Source organism: Lactobacillus sp. WILCCON 0058, assembly GCF_057198005.1.
Map to the genome: position 1 here is coordinate 1,325,549 of NZ_JBUBHM010000001.1, position 18,443 is coordinate 1,343,991.

Annotated in this window: 17 protein-coding genes and 1 pseudogene; 3 read left to right on the forward strand and 15 right to left on the reverse strand. The window is 48.0% G+C overall.

Features of this window, described 5'->3' with window-relative positions; translation table 11 throughout:
* Nucleotides 1–16: 16 nt before the first annotated feature.
* Complete coding sequence (locus tag ACYVUU_RS06185) at nucleotides 17–1,213, reverse strand: MFS transporter (protein ID WP_484500337.1); 1,197 nt, start codon at nucleotides 1,211–1,213, stop codon at nucleotides 17–19.
* 210 nt (nucleotides 1,214–1,423) lie between these two features.
* On the opposite strand from ACYVUU_RS06185, the gene ACYVUU_RS06190 reads away from it, so the two are divergent.
* Together ACYVUU_RS06190 and ACYVUU_RS06195 are read left to right on the forward strand one after the other, a co-directional pair.
* Nucleotides 1,424–2,314, forward strand: a complete 891-nt coding sequence (locus ACYVUU_RS06190; RefSeq protein WP_484500338.1) for an alpha/beta hydrolase — start codon at nucleotides 1,424–1,426, stop codon at nucleotides 2,312–2,314.
* Between the two features lie 4 nt (nucleotides 2,315–2,318).
* On the forward strand, nucleotides 2,319–3,191 hold the full coding sequence (locus ACYVUU_RS06195) for an AraC family transcriptional regulator (RefSeq protein WP_484500339.1): 873 nt from the start codon (nucleotides 2,319–2,321) through the stop codon (nucleotides 3,189–3,191).
* A 47-nt stretch (nucleotides 3,192–3,238) separates the two neighbouring features.
* On the opposite strand, the gene ACYVUU_RS06200 is transcribed toward ACYVUU_RS06195, so the two are convergent.
* From ACYVUU_RS06200 to ACYVUU_RS06240, 9 genes and pseudogenes are all read right to left on the reverse strand, one after another.
* Nucleotides 3,239–4,978, reverse strand: coding sequence for a sensor domain-containing diguanylate cyclase (locus ACYVUU_RS06200; protein WP_484500340.1), 1,740 nt, complete (start codon nucleotides 4,976–4,978; stop codon nucleotides 3,239–3,241).
* A 767-nt stretch (nucleotides 4,979–5,745) separates the two neighbouring features.
* The gene (locus tag ACYVUU_RS06205; RefSeq protein ID WP_484499781.1) at nucleotides 5,746–7,071 is read right to left on the reverse strand and encodes an RNA-guided endonuclease InsQ/TnpB family protein; all 1,326 of its coding nucleotides are present in this window, start codon (nucleotides 7,069–7,071) and stop codon (nucleotides 5,746–5,748) included.
* A gap of 217 nt (nucleotides 7,072–7,288) precedes the next feature.
* Nucleotides 7,289–8,089, reverse strand: a pseudogene (locus tag ACYVUU_RS06210) (glycoside hydrolase family 36 N-terminal domain-containing protein); the annotation flags it as partial.
* Between the two features lie 22 nt (nucleotides 8,090–8,111).
* The gene (locus ACYVUU_RS06215) at nucleotides 8,112–8,834 is read right to left on the reverse strand and encodes a PTS sugar transporter subunit IIA (protein ID WP_484500341.1); all 723 of its coding nucleotides are present in this window, start codon (nucleotides 8,832–8,834) and stop codon (nucleotides 8,112–8,114) included.
* A gap of 5 nt (nucleotides 8,835–8,839) precedes the next feature.
* Nucleotides 8,840–9,166 (reverse strand): heavy metal-binding domain-containing protein, encoded by a 327-nt coding sequence (locus ACYVUU_RS06220; protein WP_439775669.1) that lies wholly within the window; start codon nucleotides 9,164–9,166, stop codon nucleotides 8,840–8,842.
* A gap of 143 nt (nucleotides 9,167–9,309) precedes the next feature.
* Nucleotides 9,310–10,668 (reverse strand): PTS cellobiose transporter subunit IIC, encoded by a 1,359-nt coding sequence (gene celB, locus ACYVUU_RS06225; RefSeq protein WP_439775668.1) that lies wholly within the window; start codon nucleotides 10,666–10,668, stop codon nucleotides 9,310–9,312.
* 65 nt (nucleotides 10,669–10,733) lie between these two features.
* A complete protein-coding gene (locus tag ACYVUU_RS06230) occupies nucleotides 10,734–11,273 on the reverse strand; it encodes a hypothetical protein (RefSeq protein WP_484500343.1) in 540 nt (179 codons plus the stop codon).
* A 21-nt stretch (nucleotides 11,274–11,294) separates the two neighbouring features.
* A complete protein-coding gene (locus ACYVUU_RS06235; protein ID WP_439775672.1) occupies nucleotides 11,295–11,615 on the reverse strand; it encodes a PTS lactose/cellobiose transporter subunit IIA in 321 nt (106 codons plus the stop codon).
* A 162-nt stretch (nucleotides 11,616–11,777) separates the two neighbouring features.
* Nucleotides 11,778–12,098 (reverse strand): PTS sugar transporter subunit IIB, encoded by a 321-nt coding sequence (locus tag ACYVUU_RS06240; protein ID WP_439775666.1) that lies wholly within the window; start codon nucleotides 12,096–12,098, stop codon nucleotides 11,778–11,780.
* A gap of 475 nt (nucleotides 12,099–12,573) precedes the next feature.
* Between ACYVUU_RS06240 and ACYVUU_RS06245 the strand changes: the two genes are divergently transcribed.
* Nucleotides 12,574–14,019 (forward strand): 6-phospho-beta-glucosidase, encoded by a 1,446-nt coding sequence (locus ACYVUU_RS06245; protein ID WP_484500344.1) that lies wholly within the window; start codon nucleotides 12,574–12,576, stop codon nucleotides 14,017–14,019.
* A 114-nt stretch (nucleotides 14,020–14,133) separates the two neighbouring features.
* Here ACYVUU_RS06245 and lpdD read toward each other — a convergent pair whose 3' ends face one another.
* The 5 genes from lpdD to ACYVUU_RS06270 all read right to left on the reverse strand — a co-directional run bounded on the left by lpdD (nucleotide 14,134) and on the right by ACYVUU_RS06270 (nucleotide 18,421).
* On the reverse strand, nucleotides 14,134–14,544 hold the full coding sequence (lpdD, locus tag ACYVUU_RS06250) for a prenylated flavin chaperone LpdD (protein WP_484500345.1): 411 nt from the start codon (nucleotides 14,542–14,544) through the stop codon (nucleotides 14,134–14,136).
* Nucleotides 14,541–15,107, reverse strand: coding sequence for a UbiX family flavin prenyltransferase (locus tag ACYVUU_RS06255; protein ID WP_484500346.1), 567 nt, complete (start codon nucleotides 15,105–15,107; stop codon nucleotides 14,541–14,543). Before ACYVUU_RS06255 ends, lpdD begins: the two co-directional genes overlap by 4 nt.
* Before the next feature lie 15 nt (nucleotides 15,108–15,122).
* Nucleotides 15,123–16,607, reverse strand: coding sequence for a UbiD family decarboxylase (locus ACYVUU_RS06260; RefSeq protein WP_484500348.1), 1,485 nt, complete (start codon nucleotides 16,605–16,607; stop codon nucleotides 15,123–15,125).
* 90 nt (nucleotides 16,608–16,697) lie between these two features.
* Entirely contained in the window at nucleotides 16,698–17,576 is an 879-nt protein-coding gene (locus ACYVUU_RS06265) for a LysR family transcriptional regulator (RefSeq protein WP_484500349.1), read from the reverse strand.
* 110 nt (nucleotides 17,577–17,686) lie between these two features.
* Nucleotides 17,687–18,421, reverse strand: coding sequence for a DUF554 domain-containing protein (locus ACYVUU_RS06270; RefSeq protein WP_484499027.1), 735 nt, complete (start codon nucleotides 18,419–18,421; stop codon nucleotides 17,687–17,689).
* Nucleotides 18,422–18,443: the final 22 nt, after the last annotated feature.

Sequence of the window (18,443 nt, forward strand, 5' to 3'; positions counted from 1 at the left end):
TTTTAGAATACTCATTTTATTCTGCTTTGACAGCCACTCTGTGCACCCTGAGATAGTGAACAAAAGCGTAAACCGTGATCAAGGCAAAGAAGATGGTGCTGACCAGCATGGCTGTCCGGGAGCTGCTGCTGCCCATGAGGCCGCTTAAGTAGTCAACCACAGTTGGCGAAACCGAGCAGCCCAGGTTGACCAGGACCAGAACGATAGTCGTGGCTAAGTTGACGCTGCCTTCTGGGGCTGCCCAGTCAAGCCAGTTGTACATGTAAGGCACGCCCAAACCGAAGCCAAAGCCCAGGACGATCACGCCGATAAACAGCATGACCAGACTGCTGGCAAAAGTCGTAATCAAAAAGCCCAGGGTAACAATCGAAAAACCAACTGGGAAAATCTTGTCATGCAGCTTTTTAAAGAAGAAACCGAAACTAGCCCCAATCGGAATCGAGATCAAGGTGGAAATCCCTGCTACCAGGGCCGGAGTACTGGAAGAGCCCAGGTGCTCTTCAACAATCAGAGTCGGCAGCTTGTAGGACATCGGCATGTAGAAAAGGAAGATCAAGAACATCAAGGCCGCAATCAAGCAAACCTTGCCATTGATCCGCTGCTTAGACTTCTTTTGCTTACTTGCTACATCTGCCTGCTTCTTTGGCAAAGGAACGAAGATTGCAAAAAGAATCAAGGACGGGATGACCAGGAAGTAGATCGCGAAAGCGGCATGCCAGCTGATCGTAACCAAGTAGCTGATCAAGAAGGATGAAATTGCCGCGCCAACGCTGCCCATCACATTTTGATAGCCAATCATAGTTGCCATTTCTTCTTCATCGCTCTTGTAGAACTGTGGAATCAAGCTGACGGCCAGGGAATTAAATAGACCAATTCCTAGCCCGATCAAAAATCTGGAAATCAGGATCGGCCCATATTGACTTGCATACATTGGGAAGGTCCCAGCCAAAAGGGTCAAGAGCAGTCCAAAAATAATCGTTGCCTTCTCCCCTATAAAGCGAATCAATACCGGACTGACTACTAACCCCAAGATAATCCCAAAGTTCGGCACCGTGGCTAAAGATTCAACCCCGGCCTTGCTTACCTCTGGAAAAGCCTTGTACATCAAGGGCAGAGCCGAAGCAATCTGCGGAGCCATCATCAAAAACAAAGATATGGACAAAAGCGAAACTTTAAAAATCGCCTTGTCTTTAACATTTTTCTTCTCAGACATTTTCAAAACCTCCTGCTTGTTTGCTAACTATGATAGCTTTCTGAGCAAGCGGTTTCAATGTCATAACTTGTCAGAAATCCGGCGCTTGTTGACCTTGCTATTTTTATTTAGATCAATTTCCGCCTCTTTGCGGTCAACTTTTTGCCCTAGCCAATTCCTGGGATAATGACTATAATCTAGTTAAACGCTTACAAATGAAAGGAGAATATCATGACTAAAGAAGAATTAGCAGAAGCAGTTATTAAGCTGCGCAGTGAATTCAAGGCCGGCGACGACAAACGTGACGAAGGCCTGCCAACCGAAATTCCAGAGGTAGAAAGAATCAATGACATCAGCTACGGGCCAGACCCAAAGTGGAACCTGCTGGACATCTACCTGCCTAAAGACCGGACTGGCAAAGTGCCAGTCATCATCAGCATCCATGGCGGCGGCTGGGTCTATGGGACTAAAGAAACCTACCAGTTCTACGGAATGGGCCTGGCTAAGGAAGGCTTTGCCTTTGTCAACTTCAACTACCGTCTGGCTCCAGACGTCCAGTTCCCAAGCGAGCTGGATGACGTCAACCGCGTCATGCACTGGGTAGCTGAACATGGAGCTGAATACGACCTGGACACTGACAATGTCTTCCTGGTCGGCGACTCAGCCGGCGGGCAGATGGAAGAGCAGTACCTGGCCATCTTGACTAACGATAAGTTCCGCCAACTTTTTGCCTACGAATTGCCTAAATTGACAATTAGAGCAGCTGCGCTTAACTGCGGAGCCTATTTCATGCTCACACCGGGCTTTACCAATGGAGCACCTGGCGCCTACTTTACCCCGGAAGCAGTCAAGGGCAAAGAAGAGATGCTGGACACGGAGAAGTACTTGACCCAAAACTTGCCGCCACTTTTCATCATGACCGCCAACCAGGACTTTTTGCACGATTCTGCTGTTCGCTTGGACGGCTACCTTTTGGCCAAGGAAATCCCGCATGAATTGCACATTTATGGCGACAACGACAACCCGCGCGGCCACGTCTTCCACTGCAACCAAAGAGACGACATCGCCAAGCAATGCAACCTGGATGAACTTAACTTCTTCAGAAAGTATTTAAAGAAGTAACAGCATGGCTGAACTGGAACACGAACTGGTCAAGCCAACCGGCAACCTGCCTATCTGGCTGATGACTTTTCCCTTGCCAGATGGTGAAACGCCTAGCGAAATCCCGCCTCACTGGCATCAAGGAATCGAAATAAGCTACACGGTGGCCGGGTCAATCGACCAGTTCCAGATTGACGCCCAGACCTACCAGACCTCTCCTGGCCGGATTATCGTGGTTAACTCTCAGTCCGTTCACAGCATTGAGACTAACCAAGATGGCCAGGCCCTGTCCATGATCTATCCCTACAACTTCGTCTCTGGTCTTTTCCCGAAAATTAGCGAATTGGAATTTGCGATCAATGATCCAGGAACTTTTTCAAAAATGCAGCAGGCTGCTTACCAGCTCCTGCAAAAGAAGCTGGGGGCCATCTACGACTCCTGGTCAAGACCGGAAGATGATTTGCGGGAAATCAAGGTTTGCGCTTTAAGCCTGGAAGTGCTGGAAATCTTGCTGGAAGACTTCACGATTCCCCGCCAGCTGGAGCTGGGAAAGAAGCTCTTTATCACCCAAAGGATGCAGGAGATACTGGACTATATCTACGACCAGTATCAAACTCCAATCGGTTTAAGCGAGATCGCGGCTCACGCCCATATCTCTAAGGAATACCTGGCCCGCTTTTTCAAGAAGAACATGGGGATCACCGTTGCCGCCTATCTGCGGAATCTGCGAGCCCGCGCGGCCAGGAAACTGCTTCTAACCGATCCAGGCACATTGGAAACGATCGCTGAGCAGTGCGGCTTTAGTGGTCTCAGGTCCATGAACCGGGCACTGGTTGAATGCTACCAGGAAAGTGCCAGCGAGATCAGGCAAAAGAACTCCAAAAACTTCAGACAATAAATAAACGCGTCCTTGCTTAATAGGACGCGTTTTCGCTTGCTATTTTTCTATTTTTGCACTGGCCGCGGGCCGATAATGACGTAATAAATCTTGCCAAAGTAGTCATTTTTGACCATGTGGGCCACGGCATGCATGTAGATCCGCTTATGGCTCTCTTTGGTGATGACATGGTAGTCAAGCTTAGCCAAACCTTCATCGCCGTCTCCTACTTGCTCCTTGCAGGTCTTAACAGCTTGGTCATAGTCCTCTGGAGCAATCAAGCCCTTAACCTTCTGGCCTACATATTCGATAAACTCTTCCCTGCTGGAGCACTCCATGATCCTGAGGAGCTCATTATTGGCAAAAAGGATCCGCCCGTCGTCTTCCCGGTAGATAAAGAAGGCGCCTGGCAGGTTAACCGCCAGATCCCGCAGGTTGAAGCCCAATTGCGCCCGCCCTTCTTTCATCATATCTGGGTGATAGCCAGCCATCGCGCCTTTTCCGGTCATCTTGACGGCGTACAGAGCCACATCAGCCTTGTACATCAGCTCTTCTCTAGATTGGCTTTGGTCAGGATAAGCGGCAAAGCCCAAGGAAATCGAGTAAGGATAATCTTTTCCTTGGTAGTTGAAGGTCAGTTTTTGCTTAAAAAGCTTATTGAAAATCATCCGCCCTTCTGTCAGCGTCGTCTGCTCCAAAAGGACCGCGAACTCATCACCGCCATTTCTGCCAACCAGGCCCAGCTGGTCGAAATTCTCATCTAAAACCCGGGCAAAGGACTTAAGAGCCGCGTCGCCTGCCTCATGGCCATAGAGGTCGTTGATGTACTTGAAGTCATCGATGTCGATCAAGGCGCCGATTGCCGGCTTACCTGTATTGTTCGCAAAGTACTTGCCGACTTCCCGGTCAAAGGCCTGCCGGCTCATCAAACCAGTCAAATAGTCAGTGTCAACTATTTTGGCCAGTTTCCGGCCTCTTTCAAAATAATTGACCAGGATAGCCGCCAAAGCGGTGTTGATCACCACCGTCAAAATGCCTGTCAGGAGGCTGGATTTGATTTCCCGCGGCATCTGCCCAGCATCTTTTCTGACTGCCTCCAGCTTCCACGTGCATCCCCCCAAGCGGAAAGAAACTGCTGAACGTGGGCCTACAGTTTTCATGTTTGAGTCTAAGACATAATAGCTGTCATTCACTATATGTGTTTTAGACAAGCAGTGATAATAGCCCAGTTTGTCCAACTTCTTAAAGGTTGGTTCAAACAGATCTTTTTTCTTAATCAAGGCAACTGAATAACCCCAGAACTTGCCCTTGATGAAAACCGGCTGGCAAACCGCAAGCGAATCCCGGCCCTCCCCAGTCTTGATTGGGCCAACAATGCCATTGATCTTCTTTTGCCGGCAATAGCTGAAAGCCGCCTTGACCTGGGGATCAGCCAGGAGGCTGGATTTCCCTCTTTCACTGGCCTTGTCCTGGTAAACCCGTTGGCTCTGCCCTTTGTGGATCAGCTGCAAAGAATAGATACCGTCATATCTCTTCAGCATATACTTGGCTGTTCTGGTAAAGACAGCCGTATTGCCTTCATTGCCGACAGTACCTGATTCAATGTTTTCAGTAACGTTTTGCCCCTCTTCCAGCTCCTTTTTAAAATAGTCGCTGGCCAGCTGAGCGTTCAGCTCTGTCCGTGCCTGGTAGCGCTGGGCAAGGTTTTGCCCGGTCCTGTAGACATTAATACCAATGACCACCGCGCTGGTGAAGAACACAAATAGCACCACCAGCAGCTTAATCCACCATCTCTTTTTCATTCTCATCAACACATCCAATATCCATAAGTCTTTTATTCTATATGAACCATTATTATCCTAAAAAAGCCTTTTGACAACCGGATCTTCTGTTTTCTATGATAATTTGCTGTCTATTTTATTGATATATCTTTATGCAGACAAAAAGCAGCTTCCCGAAGGAAACTGCTTTTTCGCTGTACCTAACTTATTTGTTTTAGAGAAGTTCATGGCAATAATGCAATTAATCCACAATTGCCTTAAAGTGGTAAATCTTTGATGAAAAGTGCTATAAGAAATGTGGAAGAATGTGCGCTTGATACCGGCTGGTTCACATTATGGTCAAGATATTCAGCTTTGCGACTATCACATCATCGATATCTCTACTTCCAGCACCGACAAGCCTGGCTGGAACATACCCAGCACATAACATAGGACTCTGCCGGCTTCCATTTCTCTCACGAGCGTTCACTGCCAAGCTTTCGCATTGACAGCGTGGGCGATCTCTGCACTCGATATGCTCACATCACCTGTACGGCTGAAGCCGCAGACAATGCCTTTATCCGAAGATGAGCAACCGAACTGTCTCACGAGTTCTGAACTCGCTTCTCGCATGTTCTTCCATTTGAGGAATTGCATGCGCGGTCGTAGAAACCGATTGCTGCCAAAACAACTTATCGGCTTCCCGTCCGGTGAGCCATCTGCACCGAAACAGCCGCTTACGCAACTGCTCAAGTAACAGATGGCATTCCGGCCATTAGCCTGCCCGCATGGATCCTTGTGGATCCTTCAATTCTTTACAATGCTTTATTGTATCTTGGATGATCAATCAAAAAAGTAAGATTCATCATTGCATTCATGTCCCGATCTACAACCTTATTGTAGTTCGGGCATTTTTTGTTGTAGCACACATATTCATTGTGCTTGGTGCCATGCTTCTTATTGCCAGAAAGAGTAATCTTCTCATCGTCCTTCTTGACGTTGCCGCACGCTGCACAGCGCTGGGTGCTTGGATAAAAGCGATTGGCAATCACCAATTTGACCCCGGCAGACTTGCACTTGTATTCGAGATAGCTGCGAAAGCGTCCAAACAGCGCACGGTGCACGCCTTTTGAAGCGACATGGCTCATAAGCATGCCCTTGACGTCCAGATCCTCAATGCAGATTGCATCATATTCTCTGACAAGGTGAGTCGTGTACTTGTGCATCGCGTCATCCTGCATGCGGTGAGCACGCTCGTAAAGCTTCTGAAGCTTGATTCTCGCTTTTTGATAGCTTTTTGAGCGCTTCCCGGCAATCTGGCCATTTTCTTCCAGCTTTCTTGCCAGAATCCGCTGCTGGTGCTTGATGTTCTCATAGACTCTTGCCAGCTTGACGGCGCCATTGTTTCCTTTGTGCAGAAAATAGTGTTCTCCTTCTGCATCATTGAAATGGCTGACATTGACGTCAATTCCTGTCTTCTTACCCGTATGCTTGTGAATGTATGGTGGCGTCTCATACTTGTAAGGAACCGCCATGTAGTAATGGCCGTGTTCACGGTAAAAGCTTATCGTCCCAAATTCGGTATTTTTGGGGATTTCAGAAAATCTTATGCTATGCCACTCACCCTTATAAGGTGCTGGGACAGGCAAGGTCAGCTTTCCGTGGTTGCCTTCCTTCGCGAGCACCACGCCTTGATTCAACTTAAAGCCTTGACGTTTGGCTTTCTTAGATTGAAAAACGGGGTGCCCGGCACCATTTTTTACTTTGAGTGCCTTATCTTTGGCAAACTTCTTGAACGATTTGCCCAAGTCAGCACATGCTTGCTGCAGGATACGCGAAGAAATCTGCCTTTCCCATGACTGTTTGCTTGCCGTAAGCTTTTTCTGAATCAGTGCTGCGGTTGGGTAGTAATTGGAAATAAACAGCTCCTGCTCTTCAGTAAATTGCCGTTCTTCTTTTGGCTTCTTGAATTCCGCCAGAATCTCTGGACTAACCAGCATACGATATTCCGAATAGGTAGAATTCCAAAGTTCTAGGGCCTTATTGTAGCAATAACGGCGATAGTCACACCACTGGTCCAAGACGTGAGCCATAGTAGCATCTGGATATAAACGATATACGTGAGTCCTTTTGGTTGCCATTTGTCTTCACCTCTTTTCGACAAGCATATTTTAGCACGTATCCCAGCTCTTTTCCAAACATACGTTTGAAAAAGAGCCAAAAAATTTGTTGCATCTTTTGATTAAAATCATAGGTGCAACACAGTTAAATTCTATTGAAATAGATTCGTTTTCTTTCACAAGAACATTATGCTATGTTTTTCGATATAGTTCTATATTACTTATTACTAATTAGTAACTCTTTTTCCAATTCGAATTCATGGTTGCCGGAATATACCAGAGCAAGTCCCCAGGCTTCACCGCTAAACTCATCAGTCTTTGGCTCAACCAAAGCCACAAAGGGATTCATTTGATGGCCCGATGAGCCCCGGCGTGATTCAAACACGTGCCGGCCTTGCACCAAGCCACATCTTTGTGGATGGCGTTCATTAGCATGCGCGCCAGGCAAAGTAATGACTTCCAAATCCTGGCCAACCAGATCTATCTGCATGGAAGCAACTTTTTCCAGGTAGACATTCTCTTCGCCTTTATTGCATACCTGAACGCTGTGGGCAATCACATTCCGGTCGCGATAAATAGTATAAAGCAGATGGTATTTCAGTCCCGTTAGGTCATCGGTAAGTTTGATCGTTAAAGTTTCAGCCTCGTCTTCCTTTTCGACGTAAGCTGCTGGAAGTCCCTGAAGCTTGGGCTTGCCCTGCGCGATTTCATAACCAGTATAGTGTAAGAACAGGGCATTAGACCCATTAGACTGACGGACAACTGTTGCCGGTGAGTGGTAGTCCATCTCACCAGCAGTACTATATTCTTTCGGCAAGGTATCCCGGGAAAATGTCCGGTCCAAATCCCCTGGGAGGTTGCCGGAGAAGCCGCGATCCACCGCCGGGTAGGTTAACTCGCCATGGTAGCCCTTAACCCGTTTACCAAAGTACAGATGGCTTAATGTGCCGCCCTTAACAACTGAAAATAGATAAGAAATAGATTGGTTGTGCAGGTGAAAGACCTGCTCTTTTGCATCATATTCAATCAGTTCTGACATTTTTTCTCCTTCTTGCTGCCACTTATTTGATTTTCATGATCGGATCACCGGCTTTGACTGTCTTGCCATATTCTTCAGTAACTGCCAGCTTTTCAAAGTCTTTTGAGTTTAAGACGGTGACCAGCACAGTATCATCTAAGCCGTGCTGTTTGATGGTTGGGTCCCAGAATTCAATAAGTTCTTGGCCTTTCTGGACCTTTTGCCCTTGGACAACATACTGTACAAAGCCAGTGCCGTTCAGCTTGGCCGTGTCAATCCCAATATGGATCAAGATCGTCAAACCATCAGCGCTCTTAAGACTGATCGCGTGCCGAGTTGCGAAGCTGGCCGCAACTTCCCCGTCAAACGGAGCGTAAACTCGGCCGTCATTAGGTTTGATAGCAAAGCAACGGCCCATCTTGCCACTGGCAAAGTTTGGATCACTGCTGTCTTTAAGTGGTAATAATTCACCTGCTACTGGCGTTGTCAAATATTGCTTTACATCTTTGGCTGAATCTGTTTTAGTTTCCGCACCATCATTTTCAAACTGCTTACCCCAAGTTTTCTCTAATTCAGCAACGATTTCCGCATGCTTTTGATCTGACAAAATCACCTTTTTGGCAAACATCAGCATGCTTAAGGCCAGGAAAATCGCAGGCAAAAGCAGCATGGCAATCTTGAATTTGACCTGGTTAGCTGCTGTAATAATTACCGCAAAATAAAAAATACTGGAATCGACTGATTCCAGTATTTTTATTGCTGTCAAACTTCTTAATCTACAAACTTAACAGCCGTCCCGTAAGCTACGACTGACTGCATATCACCAGCGATTGAACTTGAGTCAAAGCGCATCATGACCACGGCATCAGCACCAACATTCTTTGCTTCTTCTCTGAGCCGGTCCAGGGCCACTTCTCTTGAAGTCGTCAGCATCTTGGTGTAGGCCTTGATTTCCCCGCCGATCATGCTTTTAAGGCCAGCCCCAAAGTCAGAGGCAAAGTTCTTTGACTGAGTGGTTACGCCAAACACTTCACCGATCACTTCGTACTTGCGGCCAGGGATGGATTCCGTCGTTACAACCAACATTTTGTTTTCCATTTCAATTACCTCGTTTTCTTTAAACGTTTCCTAGATTGTAGCACAAATAGAAGGCTTTTGAAGGATTTTTTCTATACTTTTGTAGCATTATAAAGCAATGAAAAAAGCTGCCCTAAGGCAGCTTTTTGCTAATCTATTGCTAATTAAGCATTAGCGTTTTGCTTAGCTTCTTCTTGTTCCTTCTTGTAAGTCTTAAGGTCAAAGCGCTTCATGAATGGATACCAAATTACGAAGGCTACGAGCGCGCAGACGATCGCTACAACAGCACCTCTCCATGACAAGGTAGCCAGGTAACCACCAAGGCCGATTGGAGTTGGCCATGGTTGTTGCACCTTGATGTCAGGCATGAAACCGATTGCGTGGAAGATGTAAGCAACGATGGCAGTAGCCATTGGCGCGCCGATGAATGGGACAAACAAGTTAACGTTGTAGACTACTGGCAAACCGAACAGGAATGGTTCGTTGATGTTGAACAATGCTGGAACAGCTTCAACCTTACCGATTTCCCGCAGCTGGGTTGACTTGGCGCGGCCAGCCATCCACCAAGCGATCAGCAGGGTTGAACCTGAACCACCGAGGATGATGAAGGCGTTCATTGGGTCACCAGCAAAGAAGTTGTGAGCACCCTTAACGTTGGCAGCAAGGTTGGCCAAAGCGATTGGAGTGTAGAATGAATTCATGATGTTGGCACCGTGGATACCGAACCACCACAGGAAGTGGATGAAGAAGACAATAATCAAGAACCCCCACCAAGTACCGGCAATGTTGCCGACAAATGAGAATGGCACGTACATAACCTTGAAGATGTCAGTGCCCATCAGAACAAGGATCAAGTTAATAGTAGCAACTACAAATGCAACGCAGAAGCCAGGAATCAATGAACTGAATGAGTTGGAAACACCAGCTGGAACGACATCTGGCATCTTGATTTGCCAGTTGTGCTTAACCGTAAAGCGGTAGATCTGTACAGTCAGCCAGCCGATCACGATCGCCGTGAACAGACCAGTCGTACCAATTCTGGTAACACCTGAAGTTGAAACTTGGATACCACCACCGATGATGTTGTCAGCCTTCAGTGATTGAACGAATTGAATTGAACCGTTCTTGAAGACCATTTGCGGCACAGTGATGAACATTGCCATCAGCATCATGAACAAGGCGTTAAGTGGCACAATGTTGATCTTTTCTTCTTGTTGGTAGATCTTAGCGTATGAGTAAGTAAACTGCCCACCAAAGATCAGTGACAGGATACCCATGTTGGCGTTGTAAACAACCGTGAACATGTTTGAGAACTTGCCGAGCGTATTTGCGTACAAGGCAGCAAATCCTGGAATTGGAAAGGCCTGCGGCAGAACAGTCAGGATCAAGAAAATCGCCCCGACGATAGTGAATGGAATTACCGCATAACCTGAATCGATAATTGATCTAACAAAACGTGAACCAGCAAACTTCCCAATGCCAGTCGCGAGTTTATCTCTGAATGAGCTTTGTGCTTCAGCCATGATATTCTCCCCTATTTTTTCTCTTCATTAACTTTCGATAATCCTCTTTGAATTGCAATAAGGACCTACTCCTGATCCAAAGCCCGACTCTTTTCCGCATTGCGGATCAGCGGCAAATATTTGTCTCTCCCCAGACAAATATTATGAATCCGGACAAGGGCAGCTGCCGCAGCGGCCATCCCGATCAACAAAATGCAGAGCAAGGCTTGAACAGAACTCTTACTGCTTGCGAAAGGATAGATCAAACTCTTCAAAGGAGTAAACAAGCATATGCTCATCACCAAATTGAGGCCAAGTTGGAAAATGAGGTAGTGCCGAGTTTTTGGCACATCTGCCTGCTTGTTGTGCAGCTTGCCCAGCTGCTCAATCACGCTGACCATGCACCAAACGGTAGCTACAGCCGACAAAATCATCCCCGGCTGGGTATTGGCTGAATAGCTAACCAGCAGCCAGAAGAAATTGGCGAAAAAGAAAGCAATGACGAAGTAGCGAACCATCATGTAGCGGGCAAAGTACGCGTAGCGCACCCGGTCATCATGCCGTTTGTCCACATATGTCTGGTCTTGCTTCATTTTTTGCTTTTGCTTCTTGATTTTTGCAGACATGCTTGCTCTCCTCCCTTGCGCTTACGCTTCGGTCTTCAGAGCACCGCTTGCGTAAAGCTTTTCGTACAAGTCAACCATTTCTCCCGCCAAGTCACGGAAGGTGATGGCATTCATCAAATGGTCTTGTGAGTGGACAACCAAAAGAGTCACGTGGGTGTGCTGGCCTTGGGCTTCCTTAGTCAACATGTCCGTTTGTGAGTTGTGGGCGTCAAGCAGAGACTTGTCTGCTTCTTCCAGCTTCTCTCTTGCTTCCTTGATCTTGCCAACCTTAGCCAGGCGGATTGCTTCAAAGGCCAAGCTCTTGGCGTTACCGCCGTTGGCAATCAAGCCCATGGCAGCCATCAAAGTTTCTTCTTCCCGGCTTTGCTGGTTTTCTGCTGCTTGCTTTAAAGTTTCTGAAGTATCGTTTAATTCAGCCATTTTTCAATTACCTTATTTCTACTTCTACTCATCATCACATGCCCTTAGCAGCTCTCCCCTTCTGCCAAAAGCATTTATATCATCCTATTCAGCCATCAAGCTGTCAGCAAATTCCAAAACTTTCTTGCCGTTCATCATCCCGTAGTCTTGCATTGGGATAACGCCCATTGGAATGCCAGTACCTTCAAGCTTCTTTTCAAAGTCGCCCTTCATGTAGCCAACTTGTGGCCCAAGCAATACGCAGCTGATATCCATGGTGGACAGCTTGGTGTCGGCTTCAGAAGCCGGGCAGGCAAAGATTTCGTAGTCCTTGCCTTGAGCCTTGGCAGCTTCTTGCATCTTCTTAACGAGTAAGCTGGTGCTCATACCAGCCGCACAGTTCAACATAATGGTTTTAGTAGCCATAATTATTTCCTCCTAGACTTTTTTTGTGTTGTTTGTTTACGCTTACAGTGTATACCGCTTTCAGCTGAAAGTAAATGGCTTTCATTACATTTTTCTTCTGCCTGCTGAGTAAAAACAGGCTAAAATCCGCGTAATATCAGCCTTGAATCGCTATTTTATTTTTTTAGAAAAAATAAAAGAACATGTTTTTATCGACTTAAGACTCTTATTTTGGACTTAAGAAGTAAGTTTTTGGCAAAGCAATAAGCCTGTTATGACGCTTTCAACTTTAGTTTCTTGCTTTCACATCTTTCAGTTTTCTTTCTCTAAGAAGAAAAAGTGCAATATTTTTTCTTTTCGCAACTTGCAATAACCGTGAATACAATCTATAATCAGAGTCGAAAGCGGTTACTTACCAAGATATGAAAACTTGTAAGTAAGCACTCGAGTAATGAAAATAGCGAAAAAGTGAAATTAGTAATGGAGGTTTTGCTCAATGTATTCTGCTAAAATGCCAGAAGGATTTTTATGGGGCGGCGCGGTAGCCGCCCACCAATTGGAAGGTGCCTGGGACGTTGGCGGCAAGGGCGTGTCCGTTGCTGACGTCATGACGGTCGGTTCAGCTACTAAGCCACGGGAGATCACTGACGGTGTCTTGCCAGGGAAGAACTACCCGAACCACTCAGCCATCGATTTCTACCATCACTATAAAGAAGACATCAAGCTCCTGGCCGGGATGGGCTTCAAGGCTTTCAGAACCTCCATTGCCTGGACTAGAATCTTCCCTAATGGTGATGACGCTGAACCAAGCGAAGAAGGCTTGAAGTTCTACGATGACCTGTTTGACGAAATGCACAAGTACGGCATTGAACCAGTCATCACTTTGAGCCACTTTGAAATGCCATTCAACCTGGCCAAGAACTACGGCGGCTTCACCAACCGCAAGACCATCGACTTCTTCGTCCGCTTCGCTGAAGTCTGCTTCAAGCGCTACAAGGACAAGGTCAAGTACTGGATGACCTTTAACGAAATCGACAACCAGAGTGCCTTCAACAACGACTTCTTGATGGCAACCAACTCCGGCATCCTCTTTAAGGACGGCATGACCGACGAAGAAAAAGAAGCTGCCATGTACCAAGCTGCTCACTATGAATTTGTGGCCAGCGCCCTGGCAGTCAAGATCGGCCACAAGATCAACCCTGACTTCAAGATCGGCTTGATGATCAACTACTCACCAGTCCGCCCACTGACTCCAAGCTCAGAAGACGCCCTTTTGGCCGACAAGTTCGAGCAGCACCGGGATTTCTTCTCTGACGTCCAAGTCTTTGGCGAATACCCGAAGGCAGTTGAAGCCTACATTGAAAAGCATGGCTACCGGCCAGACATCACTGACGAAGACCGGGTTGTCCTTAAGGAAGGGACTGTTGACTACGTCGCCTTCTCTTACTACCAATCAACTACTGTCTCCAGCGAAAAGGTCTCAGCCGATGAACTGAGCGACCTGGAAAAGGCTGTGGCCGTTAACCCAACTCTGAAAAGAAGCGACTGGGGCTGGGAAATTGACCCAGTCGGCCTCCGCCTTTCCTTGAACCACTTGACTGACCGCTACCACCTGCCGCTCTTCATCGTTGAAAACGGCTTGGGTGCCTACGACAAGGTCGAAGACGGCAAGATTCACGACCCATACCGGGTTGACTACCTCAAGAAGCACATCAGCGAAATGGAAAAGGCTGTGGCCATCGACGGCGTTGACCTGATGGGCTACCTGCCATGGGGGCCAATCGACCTGGTTTCTGCCGGGACTGGCCAAATGGACAAGCGCTACGGCTTCATCTACGTCAACAAGAACGACGAAGGCGTTGGCGACCTCAGCAGAACCCCAAAGGACTCCTACTACTGGTACAAGAAGGTCATCGAATCCAACGGGGAAGACCTTGACTAATCTTCTTTAATTATTATTGCCATACCAAACCCTAGACAAAAACGCGAAAAGCCAGCAAGATCTGCTTGTGATCTTGCTGGCTTTTTTCTGTTTATCTCTGTTTTTTTACTTTTTCTACTTGAAGTGGCTGCTGTAGACCGGTTCTTTGAAGCCCTTCTGCTCCTTGAGCCAGGCAGTACATTGCCTTGCCAGCTCTTCCGTCATTGCCATAGACGCCGCGATCTGCTCTTGGCTGATCCCGTCGACATGGACACCGGCCGAGATTGTAATGCTGCCGGGCAAGTCGGCTTTGATTTTTTCAAAAAAGACTTGAGCCAGGAGGATATCCTTGTGGTAGCGGCCATCATGGCTGAAAAGCTTGACTTCCTCAACTTCCTGGCTGGACGCGTCATAGGTTAAGACTCCGCCTAAATGCGGCAGGTCCCCGCCTAGCAGGTTGACCAGGAGGTCTTTATTAGCCAAGGTCACTTCTGCCTGGATTTCATAGCCGGCTTCTTTGACGGTAAAAATCTGCTTCTGATTCATTGCCCTTCCCCCCATCTTTTGGCAAAATTGCTGGCAATGCCCAGATTGTCCAAGACCCGCATGTTGGTCTGATCCAGCAGGTCCTGGATCGTTTCCGGTCGGCCATAAAATGAGGGAATCGGAGGCATGATTTGGACGCCCAGTCTGGCCAATTTTAGGAAGTTTTCCAAGTGAATGGCTGACAAGGGAGTTTCCCGCGGCATCAGAATGAGCTTCCTCTGCTCCTTAATCATGACTCCGCTGGCCCGCATGATCAAGTCCTGGTCAAAGCCAAAGGCAATCCCAGCTACTGTCTTCATGCTGGCCGGCGCTACCACCATCCCGTCGACTTGGAAAGAGCCTGAAGAGATCGCCGCGCCAAGGTTGCCGTTGTCAGCCAGATGGTCAGCCAGGTCTTCTACCTGTTTTACGGTATAGTCAGTCTCAATTTCAATATTATTTCTGGCCCAGTCGCTCATGACCAGCCAGGTCTCGACTTCCGGCATGGTTTTAAGCTTTTTCAACAGGTCGATCCCGTAAATTGACCCGCTGGCCCCAGTCATGGCAATAACGATTCTCTTCATCTCTTCAGTCTTTCTTTAGTCCAAGTACTTTTTCCAGTCCGGCACTTCCTTGAAGTGGGCCCGTTCAAACTGGTCCTTCATGTCAAATGGCACGGTCCCGTCGATCACCGTCTTTGAACTCATCCCTCTGAAGCGAATGGACTTAGGATCGTATTCCGGCCGCTCTGACGGGTCAAGCGGGTGGTTCCGCATCCCTGACAGGACCATGATGTCCATGTCCCCTTGGAAGCGGGTATTCATGGTCCAAACGACGTCATTCATGTCAAAAATATCCACGTCTTCATCGACCAGCCAGACCGTCTTCAGTTCCTTAAAGGCGGAAAAGGCCAGGATGGCTGCCTGCCGCTGGATCCCTTCATCAGCCTCATTTTCCTTGTGAATCTGCATGATGGTCATCAGCTTGCCGCCACCGGCTGGCGGGTTGTAGACATTGACCACCTTGCCTGGGATGGCCTTGTCGACCAGTTCCAAAATTGATGCTTCAGTCGGAATCCCGGCCATTGATACGTGTTCTTCACTTGGCCCGATCACGCTTTGCATGATTGGTCTGTCTCTGCGGCAAGTTACGGCCTTGACCTTAACCAGGTTAACGGCTGGGTTGGCATCCCCGTTGTAGCCTGGGAATTCCGGCATGGCGTGGCCGGTATGAGTGTTGATGTCTTCAACGATGGTCTCATTTGGCATGATTTCAGCTTCAATGACGTATTCGGCGCGGGCTAAGGCTTGTTCGTCAACTGCCACCCCATCGACCAGCTGGACCGGTTCCTGGCGCAGAGCACCTGCCACATCGAGTTCATCATAGCCCAGCGGGGTTGTTGGCGGTTCAAAAGTTGCCCCAATCGTTACGGCCGGGTCCAAGCCAATATTGATGGTAATTGGCATCGGCTTGCCCAATTTTTCGAATTCCTTTTGGAAGTGGCCAATGTGACGGCCGCCAGGCATGATGTACATCCCCATCGTATCCTTGCCTTCAATGCAAATCCGGTGGATGGTAACGTCAGTCATGGACTTGTCTGGCATTGACCCCTTGACCAGGCCGCAGGTGATGTATGGGCCAGCATCATATTCAGTGTTAGTTGGGGCTGGTACCAATTTTCTGAGGTCAAAGTCCGGGTCAGTTGCCAGGTGGACTACTTCCTGGACTGGGGCTTCTTCCTTGGGTACGGTAATTGGGTGTACCGGGTTTTCAACGGCGTCTTTCAAGAAGCGGCCCAGGGTCTGCCAGTCATGGTGGAGGATCTTGCCAACCCGTCTTCTTGAGGCCATGAGGCCGATCAAGACTCTCGTATTGTCAAAGCCCTTCAAGTTGTTGAACATCATGGCCGGGCCTTCCTTGGTCGGCCGTTCAACAGTACCGCCAGCCCCAATGTAGCGGTAGACGCCGGAAATTTCCGCGTCCGGGTCAATTGCTACGTTTGTTTCATGATAATTTTCCGGATCGTCGGCGATTTCCCGCAGGACCTTGCGCAGGTCCCAAGGATCAGTAATTTTTTCAGTCATTTTTTCGCACTCCTTAATTGCAAATTTGTCTGTCATTACTGTAATTGTAGATTTCGGGAGCCGGACTTGCAATTCTAAGTCGCTAGCGATCTATTCCAAACTGGAATTCTTCATTTCTTGCCAAAAAAGCTCCTGGGCTTGGTTGTGCCGCCCCTTCAGCCGGACCAAGCAGAGCTGGCTTTCGATCTTTTCTGTCAAATCCAGGCACTTGAGACCAGCAAGCTGGCTGGCAGAAACAGACTTTTTCATCAAAAGGGCAATCCCGAGCTGCTGGCGGACCATTTCCAAAATAGCCTCAATCCGCTCACCCTGGTAGACGAAATTCGGCTCATAACCAGCTTTTTGGCAGGCAGCGACAATTTTCTCTTCAAAATAGGTCCGTTCACCTAAAGTCAAAAAACGGGCTCCAGCCAGATCTGACAATTTTACCCGCTGCTTTTGAGCCAGGGGGGACTTGCTTGAAACAAAGAGGGCCAGTTCATCGTCTTCAAAAAAGAGATAGTCATAACGCGGATCCAGTTTTTCATCCCACTTGCGCAAAAAAAGCAGGTCCTGGGGCCGGCGGAGCTTTTGGGCCAAGTCTTGAGACTCACCTTCATGAAAAAGCAGGTCAAGCTCTGGATGCCGGCCCATAAAGGCTGTTACGGCTTTGAAGAAATCATAATTGGTCATGGTAGGGATCGCGTACAGGTCCAGGGTCATAGTCCGCTCTTGCCGGCAATCAGCTACTGCCTGGTCAAACTGCCGGCTGTCCGCTAAAAGGCGCTGGGCATAGGGGAGCAGGTACTCGCCTTCTTTGGTTAAGCGGACCCGGCGGCTGCTTCTTTCAAACAGCTTCATCCCGATCTCTTTCTCCAGAGCCGCGATATGCTTGGAAACCGTACTTTGGCTGGTATACAATTCATCAGCTGTCTGCGAAAAGCTCAAACTGCCGGCCAGGGCAACGAAAGCTTGGATTTTGTCTAACACGCTGTTCTCCATTCTGTTCACTGTTTTGCTTTATGAAAGATTATCTGCCTTTTCAACTTTTCTGTCAAAAACAAAAAACAGACGGAAAAACCGTCCATTTTCTATCATATTTACGCCCCCAGGGCTTTTAAGACTACGTTGACCCAGAACCAGGAGAATGGCATTACCAGAATCATGGCCGGTATCATGTCAGCAATCGGGAAGTTTTTCAATTTGGCCATTCTAAAACCGGTTGCCAGCATCAAAAAGCCCCCGCAGGCCTTGAAGTCAATAATCATCGTGTTGTTGGTTAAAGGCAGAATGAATTGGGCCAAAACGAAAAGCAAGAACAAAACCAAGAATTGCGGAATCGCGACCAGGCTGACCACATAGCCCAAATTGCAGGCGAAGATAGCCGCCGTAAAGAGATCGAGAATCGCTTTAGAGAACAGAATCGAGTTGTCACCCGTCATCCCTGCCGTCAGGCTCCCATAGATCCCAGTCCCGCTGGCACAAAAGAGAACAATGCTGGTAACCAGTTGATTGACGAACTCATCATGAGTCAAACCCAGCTTTTCAGCTGGAAAGTGCTTGCTGATCGGAGCCTGCATGAGCATGGCCCCCTTGTTGAAGAGCTGGCCCAAGTGACAAGCGAGGCCAATCACTGTCCCCAAAATCAAGGCAAAAATTACCGCGGGCATGTTCTTCATCGGGGCAATTGCCATGACCCCCATACCCATCGAACAGATCCCGAAGATCAAGTTCAAATCCCGTTTAAATTCGTCACTTAACAAGTGGCCACCAAATGCGCCCAAAAGTCCGCCAATCAAAACGGACAAGGCATCGACAATCGCGCCTGTTGGCATTTTTCTACCTCCTAAAAATCTT